Origin of the sequence: Pseudomonas sp. D4002 (genome assembly GCF_013385665.1) — a bacterium.
GTDB lineage: Bacteria > Pseudomonadota > Gammaproteobacteria > Pseudomonadales > Pseudomonadaceae > Aquipseudomonas.
Window position 1 is genome coordinate 91419 of sequence record NZ_JACAPN010000014.1, and the last position, 13197, is coordinate 104615.

The 13197-nt window shown below is 61.6% G+C and carries 11 protein-coding genes; 8 read left to right on the top strand and 3 right to left on the bottom strand.

The genetic code is table 11. From position 1 onward, the window contains the following. Window positions 1-16: 16 nt before the first annotated feature. The 3 genes from HX824_RS07585 (at window position 17) to rarD (ending at window position 4075) form a co-directional block, all read left to right on the top strand. Window positions 17-1915: a PhoX family phosphatase gene (locus tag HX824_RS07585; RefSeq protein ID WP_102604392.1), complete on the top strand. Its 1899-nt coding sequence runs from the start codon at window positions 17-19 to the stop codon at window positions 1913-1915. Window positions 1916-2108: 193 nt separating this feature from the next. After that, window positions 2109-3083, top strand: a complete 975-nt coding sequence (locus HX824_RS07590; protein ID WP_003211077.1) for a serine/threonine protein kinase — start codon at window positions 2109-2111, stop codon at window positions 3081-3083. A gap of 107 nt (window positions 3084-3190) precedes the next feature. Next, a complete protein-coding gene (rarD, locus tag HX824_RS07595) occupies window positions 3191-4075 on the top strand; it encodes an EamA family transporter RarD (RefSeq protein ID WP_003211079.1) in 885 nt (294 codons plus the stop codon). A 222-nt stretch (window positions 4076-4297) separates the two neighbouring features. Here rarD and HX824_RS07600 read toward each other — a convergent pair whose 3' ends face one another. Beyond that, window positions 4298-4816, bottom strand: coding sequence for a glycine cleavage system protein R (locus HX824_RS07600; RefSeq protein ID WP_003211081.1), 519 nt, complete (start codon window positions 4814-4816; stop codon window positions 4298-4300). 420 nt (window positions 4817-5236) lie between these two features. Between HX824_RS07600 and HX824_RS07605 the strand changes: the two genes are divergently transcribed. Then, on the top strand, window positions 5237-7414 hold the full coding sequence (locus HX824_RS07605) for a malate synthase G (RefSeq protein WP_177008820.1): 2178 nt from the start codon (window positions 5237-5239) through the stop codon (window positions 7412-7414). 44 nt (window positions 7415-7458) lie between these two features. Here HX824_RS07605 and HX824_RS07610 read toward each other — a convergent pair whose 3' ends face one another. Both HX824_RS07610 and HX824_RS07615 read right to left on the bottom strand, forming a co-directional pair. Beyond that, window positions 7459-7887: a hypothetical protein gene (locus tag HX824_RS07610; protein ID WP_102604389.1), complete on the bottom strand. Its 429-nt coding sequence runs from the start codon at window positions 7885-7887 to the stop codon at window positions 7459-7461. A 134-nt stretch (window positions 7888-8021) separates the two neighbouring features. Further along, window positions 8022-8468, bottom strand: coding sequence for a response regulator (locus HX824_RS07615; protein ID WP_003211086.1), 447 nt, complete (start codon window positions 8466-8468; stop codon window positions 8022-8024). 246 nt (window positions 8469-8714) lie between these two features. On the opposite strand from HX824_RS07615, the gene HX824_RS07620 reads away from it, so the two are divergent. The 4 genes from HX824_RS07620 (at window position 8715) to HX824_RS07635 (ending at window position 13085) form a co-directional block, all read left to right on the top strand. Beyond that, window positions 8715-10637 carry a putative nucleotidyltransferase substrate binding domain-containing protein gene (locus HX824_RS07620; protein ID WP_003211088.1) on the top strand — a complete coding sequence of 641 codons (1923 nt, stop codon included), beginning with the start codon at window positions 8715-8717 and terminating at the stop codon, window positions 10635-10637. Then, window positions 10634-11341, top strand: a complete 708-nt coding sequence (locus HX824_RS07625) for a 3'-5' exonuclease (RefSeq protein WP_177054406.1) — start codon at window positions 10634-10636, stop codon at window positions 11339-11341. The genes HX824_RS07620 and HX824_RS07625 overlap by 4 nt, the downstream gene beginning before the upstream one ends. Window positions 11342-11601: 260 nt before the next feature. Then, window positions 11602-12120 carry an RNA polymerase sigma factor gene (locus HX824_RS07630; RefSeq protein ID WP_134327431.1) on the top strand — a complete coding sequence of 173 codons (519 nt, stop codon included), beginning with the start codon at window positions 11602-11604 and terminating at the stop codon, window positions 12118-12120. Further along, the gene (locus HX824_RS07635; RefSeq protein WP_177054407.1) at window positions 12117-13085 is read left to right on the top strand and encodes a FecR family protein; all 969 of its coding nucleotides are present in this window, start codon (window positions 12117-12119) and stop codon (window positions 13083-13085) included. Before HX824_RS07630 ends, HX824_RS07635 begins: the two co-directional genes overlap by 4 nt. Window positions 13086-13197: the final 112 nt, after the last annotated feature.

The window sequence follows — 13197 nt, forward strand, 5'->3', positions numbered from 1 at the left end:
CCGCAGGGAGCCTGAAATGAGCCTATTAGAAGAAAACCAAGCCACCGACCTGGAACAGATGGTCGGCCTCACCCGCCGGCGTTTTATCGGCGCCGGCGCCCTGTGCGGTGCCGCGATGTTCCTCGGCGGCAACCTGCTGACTCGCAGCGCCCTGGCGGTCAACGCCGCGTCGAACAGCCCATTGCTGGGTTTCACCAGCATCGCCTCGGCCACCAGCGACACCATCACCCTGCCGCCCGGCTACAGCGCTTCGGTACTGATCAGCTGGGGCCAGCCGCTGCACAAGAACGCGCCGGCCTTCGACCCCAGCGGCAACGGCACGGCCAAGGCCCAGGAACAGCAGTTCGGCGACAACAACGACGGCATGAGCCTGTTCGCCTTCCCCGGTGACGACAACCGCGCGCTGATGGCGATCAACAACGAATACACCAACTACCGCTACCTCTACGCCCACGGCGGCGCGCCGCAATCGGCCGAAGACGTGCGCAAGGCGTTGGCCAGCGAAGGCGTGTCGGTGATCGAAGTACGGCGCAAAGGCGACACCTGGCAGTTCGTCCAGGACTCGCGCTACAACCGGCGCATCCACGGCAACTCGCCGATCCGCTTCGGTGGCCCTGCGGCGGGCCATGCCTGGCTGAAAACCAGCGCCGACAAAACCGGCAAAAAAGTCCTCGGCACCTTCCAGAACTGCGCCAACGGCAAGACCCCATGGGGCACGTATCTCACCTGCGAAGAGAACTTCACCGACTGCTTCGGCAGCAGCAACCCGCAACAGACCTTCGACGCCGGGCAGAAACGCTATGGCGTGGTCGCCGCGAGCAAAGACATCAACTGGCACCCCCACGACCCGCGCTTCGACATGGCCAAGAATCCCAACGAACTCAACCGCCATGGCTGGGTGGTGGAAATCGACCCGTTCGACCCGCAATCCACACCGGTCAAACGCACCGCCCTCGGCCGCTTCAAGCATGAAAATGCTGCGCTGGCGGAAACCCGCGACGGCCGCGCCGTGGTGTACATGGGCGACGACGAGCGCGGCGAGTTCATCTACAAGTTCATCAGCCGCGACAAGATCAATCACAAGAATCCCAAGGCCAACAAGGACCTGCTGGACCACGGCACCTTGTACGTGGCGATCTTCGACGCGGGCGACGGCAATGCCGACCATCCCAAGGGCCAGGGCCAATGGGTCGAGCTGACCTACGGCAAGAACGGCATCGACGCCAACAGCGGTTTTGCCAGCCAGGCCGAAGTGCTGATCCACGCGCGCCTGGCCGCCAGCGTGGTGAAAGCCACCCGCATGGACCGCCCGGAATGGATCGTGGTCAGCCCCACCGACGGCCAGGTGTATTGCACCCTGACCAACAACGCCAAGCGCGGCGAAGACGGCCAGCCGGTGGGCGGCCCGAACCCGCGGGAGAAAAACGTCTACGGGCAGATCCTGCGCTGGAAGGCCAATGCCAACGACCATGGCGCGCCGGACTTCAGCTGGGATTTGTTCGTGGTGGCCGGCAACCCGGCGGTGCATGCCGGCACGCCAAAGGGCGGCTCGTCCAACATCAACCCGCAGAACATGTTCAACAGCCCGGACGGCCTGGGCTTCGACAAGGCCGGGCGGTTGTGGATCCTCACCGATGGCGACTACAGCAACGGCGGCGACTTTGCCGGGATGGGTAATAACCAGATGCTGTGTGCCGACCCGTCGACCGGTGAAATTCGGCGGTTCATGGTGGGGCCGGTGGCCTGTGAAGTGACCGGGATCAGCTTCTCGCCGGACCAGAAAACCCTGTTTGTGGGGATTCAGCATCCGGGGGAAACCGGTGGGTCGACCTGGCCGGAGCATCTGCCAAATGGCAAGCCACGGTCCTCGGTGATGGCGATTCGTCGGGATGATGGAGGGATCGTCGGCGCCTGATAAGGCCTCTTCGCGAGCAAGCCCGCTCCCACATTTGACCGCATTCCAAAGCCAGGACTCGGTTTAATGTGGGAGCGGCGGTGCGACGATTCGACTTGCTCGCGAAGGCGTCAGAACAGTCACCACCTATCCAACCCTGGGTGCGTTACCATACCCGGCCGGACGCGGCGCCCTGCTGCGCGCAGGAGTTCGCATGGCACACCCGTTTGAAACACTGACCCCTGACCTGGTGCTCGACGCAGTCGAAAGCATCGGTTTCCTCAGCGACGCCCGCATCCTCGCGCTCAACAGCTACGAAAACCGTGTCTACCAGGTCGGCATCGAAGACTCCGAGCCCTTGATCGCCAAGTTCTATCGGCCGCAACGCTGGACCAACGAAGCGATCCTCGAAGAACACAGCTTCACCTTCGAACTGGCCGAGTGCGAAGTGCCGGTGGTGGCGCCGATGATTCACAACGGTGAAAGCCTGTTCGAGCACGCGGGTTTCCGCTTCACCCTGTTCCCGCGCCGTGGCGGACGCGCACCGGAGCCGGGCAACCTCGACCAGCTGTATCGCCTCGGCCAATTGCTCGGCCGCCTGCATGCGGTCGGTTCCACCCGCCCCTTCGAACACCGCGAAGCCCTGGGCGTGAAGAACTTCGGTCACGATTCCCTGAACACCCTGCTGGAAGGCAACTTCATTCCTCGCAGCCTGCTGCCAGCCTACGAGTCCGTGGCCCGCGACCTGCTCAAGCGTGTGGAGGAGGTCTACAAGGCCACGCCCCACAAGAACATCCGCATGCACGGCGATTGCCACCCCGGCAACATGATGTGCCGCGACGAGATGTTCCATATCGTCGACCTCGACGACTGCCGCATGGGCCCCGCCGTTCAGGACCTGTGGATGATGCTCGCCGGTGATCGTCAGGAATGCCTGGGGCAACTGTCGGAATTGATGGACGGCTACCAGGAATTCCACGACTTCGACCCGCGCGAACTGGCCCTGATCGAACCCCTGCGTGCCCTGCGCCTGATGCACTACAGCGCCTGGCTTGCACGGCGCTGGGACGACCCGGCGTTCCCCCACAGCTTTCCCTGGTTTGGCAGCGAACGTTACTGGGGCGACCAGGTTCTGGCGTTGCGTGAACAGTTGTCGGCGCTCAACGAAGAACCATTGAAGCTGTTCTGATCCCTGCCGTCTGGGCCCTGACCTTGGGCCCTACACTTTCAACACACATCCGCTGACAAATATCCTTACAATCGCGGCTTTGTTAGCTGCCTAAGCAAGGATTCTGCATGCAAGCCGCCAACCCCCGTCGCGGGTACATATTGGGCCTGAGCGCCTACGTCATCTGGGGCCTGTTCCCGATCTACTTCAAGGCCATCGCCAGCGTTCCCGCCGCAGAAATCATCGTCAACCGCGTGCTGTGGTCGGCGCTGTTCGGCAGTCTGCTGCTGATAGTCTGGAAACACCCGGGCTGGCTCCGAGAACTGCGGGACAACCCCAGGCGCCTGGCGATCCTGGCCCTGAGCGGCACCTTGATCGCGGCCAACTGGCTGACCTATGTGTGGTCGGTGAACAGTGGCCGCATGCTGGAGGCCAGCCTGGGTTACTACATCAACCCGCTGGTGAACGTGCTGCTGGGCATGGTGATCCTCGGCGAGCGCCTGCGCCGCCTGCAATGGGTGGCCGTGGGCCTGGCAGCGGTAGGTGTGGCGCAACAGGTATGGCAAGTCGGCAGCCTGCCGTGGGTATCCCTGGTCCTGGCGGCGACCTTTGGTTTCTACGGGTTGATCCGCAAGCAGGCGCCGGTCAAGGCATTGCCCGGGCTGGTGGTGGAAACCTGGATGCTGGTGCCGATTGCCATCGCATGGTTGCTGTTCAACCCCTCGGCCCACAGCGCACAGATGGAATTCTGGAGCACCTCCGAAGCGTGGTGGCTGGTGGCCGCAGGCCCGGTGACGCTGATCCCGCTGGTGTGTTTCAACGCCGCCGCACGGCATTTGCCCTACACCGCCCTGGGCTTCCTGCAATACGTGGCGCCCACCCTGGTGCTGCTGGAAGCCGTGCTGTTGTTCAACGAACACCTGGCACCCGCCACGCTGATCGCCTTCTGCTTTATCTGGGCCGGCCTGGTGGTTTACAGCATCGACGCCTGGATGACTGTGCGGAAAAACTGATCAAATAACGTACAAACCTCTGCAAGCCACAGCCGGTGTGGCTTGCAGGCATTCACCCCAAGGTTATCCACAGCCTGGTCCCCGGCGTTTGTGCACAAGCCCTTGAAACTGTTCGTTTTTTAGCCAGCTGGCGAAGAGCCACGGCCCGCCTGGGCCGGACGCGGGTCTCTACAGGTTATCCACAGGCCCATGCAAGATTTCCATGCATAACCTTGTGGGCAACTATTCCTCACTGCGTAGTTCCAGTTCCACCATCAAGTCGTCGGCCAGGGTTTCCAGCGCCGCCTGCAAGGTTTCCAGCGGCAGCGTCAACGGCACCGCCAGCAAGGCTTCGGCGTGGAACAGCAGGTCGCTGCTCATGGGCGCCGGGCGCACGTCGGTGATCAAGCGCTCCAGGTTGACGCCCTGCTTGCTGAGCAGCGCGGTGATGTCGCGAACAATCCCCGGCCGGTCGTTACCGACCAGTTCCATCGCGATGGGTTGCGACTCGCTGGGGGCGAGCGAACTGCTTTCGCCCAGCAGCACGCGAATGCCGTGGGTGGACAAGTCTTCCAGCGCGCCAATCAAGTCCAGCCGATTTTCCGCCGGCACGCTCACCCGCAAAATCCCGGCAAACTGCCCGGCCATGTGCGCCATGCGGCTTTCCAGCCAGTTGCCGCCATGGGCGGCGATGCATTGGGCGATGCGTTCGACCACACCGGGTTTGTCCGGGGCGATGACAGTCAGTACGAGATGGTCCATGGTGTCGTCCTCTTCTTATGAAAATCAGGTAGGAACCAGGCGTTCCCCTCGTACCTACCAAGGTGGACTCAGGTAGCCACGAAAACAAATCGTGTACCATTTTTATATTTATATGGAACAATCCAATAGTTTTTTGAGAACATCCCGTACCCCACTGTGACCGTACGACCAAAGTGGGTCGCTAAACGACGTATTTAGTCTAATTTTCACAACCGCAACTCATCATGTAGTATGCCCAATCGCGCACTACATAACGTTAGGTCGATGTCTGCCAAGGCAACCACGCACCGCGACGCAGCCCGCCCAGCCGCCTTCTACGGCATGTACTGGTGCAGCGTGTTCACGGTTTACATGGCCAGAGGCTTCATTGGTAAATTGAAAAGCTGAAAAGCGCATAAGCTCCGCAGAGTGAGGCAAGCAATGACTGAACACGTTCAAGTCGGTGGCCTGCAGGTCGCCAAAGTCCTGTTCGACTTCGTGAACAACGAAGCCATTCCTGGTACCGGCATCACCGCCGACCAGTTCTGGGCCGGTGCCGACAAGGTCATCCACGACCTGGCGCCGAAGAACAAAGCCCTACTCGCCAAACGCGACGATTTTCAAGTGCGGATCGACACCTGGCACCAGGCACACGCCGGCCAGGCACACGACGCGGTGGCCTACAAAGCCTTCCTTCAAGATATCGGATACCTGCTGCCAGAAGCCGCGGATTTCCAGGCCTCGACCCAAAACGTCGATGAAGAAATTGCCCACATGGCCGGCCCGCAACTGGTGGTGCCGGTGATGAACGCCCGTTTCGCCCTCAACGCCTCGAATGCGCGCTGGGGTTCGCTGTATGACGCGCTCTATGGCACCGATGCCATCAGCGAAGCCGACGGCGCCGAGAAAGGCAAAGGCTACAACAAGGTGCGTGGCGACAAGGTCATCGCCTTCGCCCGCGCCTTCCTCGACGAAGCCGCACCACTGGCTGCCGGCAGCCATGTGGATTCCACCGGCTACAAGATCGTCGACGGCAAGCTCGTGGTCAGCCTCAAGGGCGGCAGCAACAGCGGCCTGCGCAGCGATGCCCAGTTGATCGGCTACCAGGGCGACGCAGCCAAGCCGACTGCCATCCTGCTGAAGCACAACGGCCTGCACTTCGAAATCCAGGTCGACGCCAGCACCCCGGTCGGCCAGACCGACGCCGCCGGCGTGAAAGACGTGCTGATGGAAGCCGCCCTGACCACCATCATGGACTGCGAAGACTCCGTCGCCGCCGTCGATGCCGATGACAAGGTGGTGATCTACCGCAACTGGCTCGGCCTGATGAAGGGCGACCTGTCGGAAGAAGTCGCCAAGGGTGGCAAGACCTTTACCCGCACCATGAACGCCGACCGCGTCTACACCGGTGCCGACGGCAAGGAAGTGACCCTGCACGGTCGTTCGCTGCTGTTCGTGCGTAACGTTGGCCACTTGATGACCATCGACGCGATCCTCGACAAGGATGGCAACGAAGTGCCGGAAGGCATTCTCGACGGCCTGCTCACCAGCCTGTCGGCGATCCACAGCCTTAACGGCAACACCCGCCGCAAGAACAGCCGCACCGGTTCGGTCTACATCGTTAAACCGAAAATGCACGGCCCCGAAGAAGCTGCGTTCACCAACGAGCTGTTCGGTCGCATCGAAGACGTGCTGAAGCTGCCGCGCAACACCCTCAAAGTCGGGATCATGGACGAGGAGCGCCGTACCACGGTCAACCTCAAGGCCTGCATCAAGGCCGCCAGCGAGCGCGTGGTGTTTATCAACACCGGCTTCCTCGACCGTACCGGCGACGAGATCCACACCTCCATGGAAGCCGGCGCGATGGTGCGCAAGGCCGCCATGAAGGCCGAGAAGTGGATCGGCGCCTACGAAAACTGGAACGTGGATATCGGCTTGAGCACCGGCCTGCAAGGCCGCGCACAAATCGGTAAAGGCATGTGGGCGATGCCCGATCTGATGGCCGCCATGCTGGAGCAGAAGATTGCTCACCCGCTGGCCGGCGCCAACACGGCGTGGGTTCCTTCGCCGACGGCGGCTGCGCTGCATGCGCTGCACTACCACAAGGTTGACGTGTTCGCCCGCCAGGCCGAACTGGCCAAGCGCGAACGTGCTTCGGTAGACGATATCCTGACCATTCCCCTGGCCCAGAATACCGATTGGTCCGAGGAAGAAATCCGCAACGAGCTGGACAACAACGCCCAGGGCATCCTCGGTTACGTGGTGCGCTGGATCGACCAGGGCGTGGGTTGCTCGAAAGTCCCGGACATCAACGACGTCGGCCTGATGGAAGACCGCGCCACCCTGCGTATCTCCAGCCAGCACATTGCCAACTGGTTGCGCCACGGCATCGTCAATGAAGCCCAGGTGATGGAAAGCCTCAAGCGCATGGCGCCGGTGGTGGACCGTCAGAACGCCGGGGATGCGCTGTACCGCCCGCTGGCTCCGGATTTCGACAGCAACATCGCGTTCCAGGCAGCGGTGGAGTTGGTGATTGAAGGGACCAAGCAGCCGAACGGCTATACCGAGCCGGTGTTGCACCGTCGGCGTCGGGAGTTCAAGGCTAAAAACGGCCTGTAAATAAAAAAGCCCTGGTCGAGAGATCAGGGCTTTTTTGCAGCGGTTTAAGAAGAACTGAGTTTATAACCGCCATTGAGAACGACCGTATTACCATCCGACTCGAACCGCACATTCAAAAAGTTACCCTTGTGCGTGAAAGCGGTACCGGTCGGAGGGCGTTCAACTTCAAGAAAGATTTTCCCTTCAGTAGGTCCGAAATAATCCTTACCGTCCGGCGCCCGGTAAGTCACGCGCCTGCCCCTTGCCTCGAATTCATGAAGGCCGTTCGGCACATCGTGCCCATAATCCAGGTCAATACGCTCTTGACCTGCCCCAAGCACCGCTGTCCATGACAGGAACCCGAGGACTTCCTTGGTGCTGAAAAACCGAAACTTGCCGGGAGCAAGCACAAGAACAAAAGCGTCCCCGGATTGTGCCCTCACCCTTGCGTCCTGCAAGGCCTCATCTTCAACTCGAAAAAGTTTGGTGCTCATAGCGAACTCCTGTTCATGGCTTTATGAGGCGCTGATCGACGATCAGCACACCCCAAACCAGTAAACAGACGCTCTCAAGCTATTCCTACTGTCAGAATTGACAGTTCTTCGCGATATCAGACCAATGGCACTGTCTAGGACGCCATCCCCAACTCCCGCTTCACCATTTTCGCCAGCTTCACGCTATCAATCGGCTTGAGCAAAAAGTCCACCACGCTCAAATGCATCGCATCAATCACATCCGGCGCTTCGGCGTCACCCGACATGATGATGATCGGCAGCGCCGCCCGGGTGGATTCGCGCACCTGGCGAATCAATTGCAGCCCGTTGCTCGGCGTCATGCGCAGGTCGGTGATCAGCAAGCCGATGGAGCTACTGGAACTCAACAAGTCCCATGCAGCCTCGCCGCTGTCGGCGGTCATGCAACGAATGCCGTCCAGGCCAAGAATTTCTGCCAACAGTTCGCGCGCGTCCTTGTCGTCATCCACGATCAAAACCCGTTGTGGCGGCAAATCCGGCTCCTGCATAACAGCACTCAGGGCCTCGCGCTCGGCATCACTCAAAATATCGTGGTCGGACATACGTTTCTCGGCAGTTCTATTCAATCTCCCAGCACAGAAGTCAGACATCGCCGGAAGGGCGAACAATGTGCACTTCGTCGGAAAGTTTGCCTAGTGGGCGTTCTACGGGGTTTGGACGATATTCATGTAAGGTTTTTCCCTAGTCGTGGAAGGCATAACGCTACCTAGACTTACGTCCAATGGGCACCCGCAGCGCAGGAGTCGACCATGGGGCACGATAACGACAAAAAAACTGCGGTCATAGGTATGAGTAAAGCTGATGCTTTCACACAAGCGGGGAAAACCGCTGTGTTGCAGAACATCCACGGCACCCTGCAATTCCTGCAACGCTTCCCGCCGTTCAACCAAATGGAAAACGCCCACCTGGGATTTCTGGTAGAGCAGTGTCAATTGCGCTTCTACGGCCCCGGCGAGAGCATCCTCAAGCCCTCGGGCGGGCCGGTGGAACACTTCTATATCGTCAAGCAGGGGCGCGTAGTCGGCGAGCGGCCGGACTCGACAGAAACCACCTTTGAAATCACCACCGGTGAATGTTTTCCGCTGGCGGCGCTGCTGGGGGAGCGGGCCACCCGTACCGAGCACAAAGCCGCCGAAGACACCTTCTGCCTGCAACTGAACAAGCCGGCCTTTATCAAGCTGTTCGCCCTTTCCAGCGCGTTTCGCGACTTTGCCTTGCGCGGCGTGAGCAGCTTGCTGGACCAGGTCAACCAGCAAGTCCAGCAAAAGGCCGTGGAAACCCTCGGCACCCAATATTCGCTGAACACCCGCCTGGGCGAATTGGCCATGCGTCACCCGGTCACCTGCAGCCCGCTGACGCCGCTGCGTGAAGCGGTCACGCAAATGCACGAGCAGCAAGTGGGCAGCATTGTGATCGTCGATGAACACAAGGCGCCCCTGGGGATTTTCACCCTGCGGGACCTGCGCCAGGTGGTGGCCGACGGCACCAGTGATTTCAACCAGGGCATCGAGCGCCATATGACCCAGGCGCCGTTTTTCCTCACGCCGGACCACAGCGCCTTCGACGCGGCGATTGCGATGACCGAACGGCATATCGCCCACGTGTGCCTGGTCAAGGATCAGCGCCTGTGTGGCGTGGTGTCCGAGCGTGACCTGTTTTCCCTGCAGCGGGTTGACCTGGTGCACCTGGCGCGCACCATCCGCAATGCACCCAGGGTCGAAAACCTGGTGGCGATTCGCGGCGAGATCGGCCAGTTGGTGGAGCGCATGCTCGCCCACGGCGCGTCGTCTACGCAGATCACCCACATCATCACCTTGCTCAACGATCACACGGTGTGCCGTGTCATCGAGTTGACCCTGGCCGACAAGGGCGACCCGGGCGTGCCATTCAGCTGGCTGTGTTTCGGCAGCGAGGGCCGCCGCGAGCAGACGCTGTATACCGACCAGGACAACGGCATCCTGTTCGAAGCCCGGGACGCCGCCGAAGCCGCCGAGATTCGCGGGCGCCTGCTGCCGCTGGCACAACAGATCAACCAGAGCCTGGCGCTGTGCGGCTTCAGCCTGTGCAAGGGCAATATCATGGCCGGCAACCCGGAGCTGTGCCTGTCCCGGGCGGAATGGGCGCGGCGCTTTGCCGGGTTTATCCGTGAGGCGACGCCGGAGAATCTGCTGGGTTCGAGCATCTATTTTGATTTGCGGGTGGTGTGGGGCGATGAGCAAGGGTGCGAGCAACTGCGCCAGGGCATTCTCGACCAGGTGGCAGACAACCGTTTGTTCCAGCGCATGCTGGCCGAGAACGCGTTGCGCCAGCGCCCGCCGGTAGGGCGCTTCCGGGATTTTGTGTTGACGCGCAAAGGCGCCGACAAGGCAACCCTTGACCTCAAGGTGCAAGGCCTCACGCCATTTGTCGACGGCGCCCGTCTGCTGGCATTGGCCAACGGCATCAGCGCCATCAACACCCTGGAGCGCTTGCGCCAACTGGTGGCCAGGGAAGTCATCGAACGCCTTGATGGCGCCGCCTATGAAGAGGCCTATCACTTCATCCAGCAAACTCGCATGCAACAACACCAACTGCAAACCCGCGAGAACCTGCCCTACTCCAACCGCGTCGATCCCGACAGCCTCAACCACCTCGACCGGCGCATCCTGCGCGAATCCCTGCGCCAGGCCCAACGCCTGCAAGGCAGCCTGACGTTGCGGTATCAGCTGTGAGCTGGTTTGGCTGGTTGCGCAAACCCAAACCTGGCCTGGATGCGGCGCAACAACGGCGCGTCGAGCAATTGCGCACACCTGGGGAGCTGGGGGACGGATCGCTGCGGGCCCAGCGCTGGGTGGTGGTGGACCTGGAAACCAGCGGCCTGAACCTCAATCGTGACCAGGTGCTTTCGATTGGCGCCGTGGTGATCGAGGACGGCGCAGTGGACTTCTCGCAATTGTTCGAACGCACCCTGCACCGGGCCGAGACCAAGCTCAACCCCAGCGTGCTGATCCATGGCCTGGGGCCCAGCGCCATTGCGGCGGGCAGTGACCCGGCAGAGGCGCTGATGGACTTCATGGAGTTTGTCGGCGACAGCCCGCTGCTGGCGTTTCATGCGCCCTTCGATCAACACATGCTGTGCCGGGCACTCAAGGACAGCCTGGGCTATCGCTTGAACCACCCGTTCCTGGACGTGGCCGACATCGCCCCGCTGCTGTGCCCCGACGCCAACATCCGCGAAGCCGGGCTGGATGACTGGATCACGCATTTCAAGCTGCAAGTGGGCGAGCGTCACCATGCCAGTGCGGATGCGCTGGCAACGGCGGAACTGATGCTGATTTTGTTCAGCCGTGCACGGCAGCAGCAGATCGACAGCCCGCACGCGTTACAACAGCGCCTGGGCCAATGGAAACGCCGCAAGCAAGCCCCCTCATTCTAATGGTGGCGAGGGAGCTCGCTCCCGCTGGGGTGCGAAGCGCCCCCAAATCAGCCAACCCATTTCCAACTGAATAAATGCACTGCCAGGATTACGACTGCTGCGCAGCCGAGCGGGAGCAAGCTCCCTCGCCACAGCAAGTGGCATCATCATGATAGATAGCATTACGCCGCCGCCCGACCAACGCCAATTGCACCCGCCTTACACCTCTGCCACAATCGCGAATAATTCTCGTTAGTTTAAACTTTCCGATCGGTGTCGCCTTGTCGTCAATCCAAAGTCCCCACAGTGAGCTTGTTGGCGCGTTGTACCGCGACCATCGCCGCTGGCTGTTGGCGTGGCTGCGACGCAACGTGGCCTGCCCCAGCCGCGCCGAAGACCTCAGCCAGGACACTTTCATGCGCCTGCTGGGCCGTGAAGAACTGCGTGAACCCCGCGAGCCGCGGGCGTTCCTGGTGGCCATCGCCAAGGGCCTGCTTTTCGATTATTTCCGCCGCGCCGCGCTGGAACAGGCTTACCTCACCGAACTGATGCTGATCCCGGAAAGCGAGCACCCGTCCCCGGAAGAACAGCAACTGATCCTCGAAGACCTCAAGGCCATCGACCGCCTGCTGGGCAAACTCTCGAGCAAGGCCCGCGCGGCCTTCCTCTACAACCGCCTCGACGGCATGGGCCACGCCGAAATCGCCCAGCGCCTGGGGGTTTCCGTGCCGCGGGTGCGGCAATACCTGGCCCAGGGTATCCGCCAGTGCTACATCGCCCTGTATGGCGAGCCGCTGTGAGCCCGGTCAGTTCCAAGCCGGTGTCGGCGCGGGTGCTCGACGCGGCCATTGCCTGGCAACTGTCCCTCGGTTCGGGCGACGGCAGCGCCGTGGAGCAGGAGGAATTCGCCAAATGGCTGGCCAGCAACGAAGAACACGCCCGCGCCTGGCGCCAGTTGGGCATGCTCGATCAGCGTTTCAGTGTGGCCTCGGGCACGGCCCGTGCGGCATTGCTGCAGTCGCGCGAAGGCATTCGCCGCCGCGTGCGCAAGCTCGGCAGCGGCCTGGCCAGTGTGGTGCTGGTGTGCGGCCTGGCATTGTTCGTCGGCCAGCGCTACGTGCCGCTCAACTATTGGCTGGCAGACCAGCGCACCGCCACCGGTGAACAGCGCACCCTGAAGCTGGCGGATGGCACCGTGATCAACCTCAACACCCACAGCGCCATTGACGTGCGCTTTGACGAGAAACGTCGGCTGATCGTATTGCAGGAAGGCGAGATCCTTGTCGAAACCGGCCACAGCGACGCCCGCCCGTTTTTTGTCGAAACCCGCGAAGGCAGCCTGCGCGCCCTGGGCACACGGTTTATCGTCAAGCGCGAGGAAGATGGCACCCGCCTCAGCGTGTTGCAGTCTGCCGTCGGCGCACAGCCTGAAGCGCTGCATCAAGAGCAGATCTTCAAGGAAGGCCAGCAAGTGCTGATGCGCCGCGACAGCCTCGGCCCGATGCTTGCCGTCAGCCCCGGCACCGACGCCTGGACGCGCGGCATGCTGGTGGTGGACAACGCGCGGCTCGGCGATGTGGTTGCCGAACTGAGCCGCTACCGCACCGGTTACCTGGGTGTGGATAAACAGGTGGCCGACCTGCGGATCACCGGCAGCTTTCCGTTGCACGACACCAACCTGGCACTGAACGCGCTGCTGCCGACCTTGCCGGTGCAGATTCAACAACACACGCCGTGGTGGGTGACGGTGGCGCCCAAGCCGTAGGCTCCTGTGGTGCATAGGCCATTGTCATCGCAGGCAAGCCAGCTCCCACAGGTGGAATGCGTTCCCCTGTGGAGCTGGCTTGCCTGCGATGAGGCCCTCAAAAACAGCACTC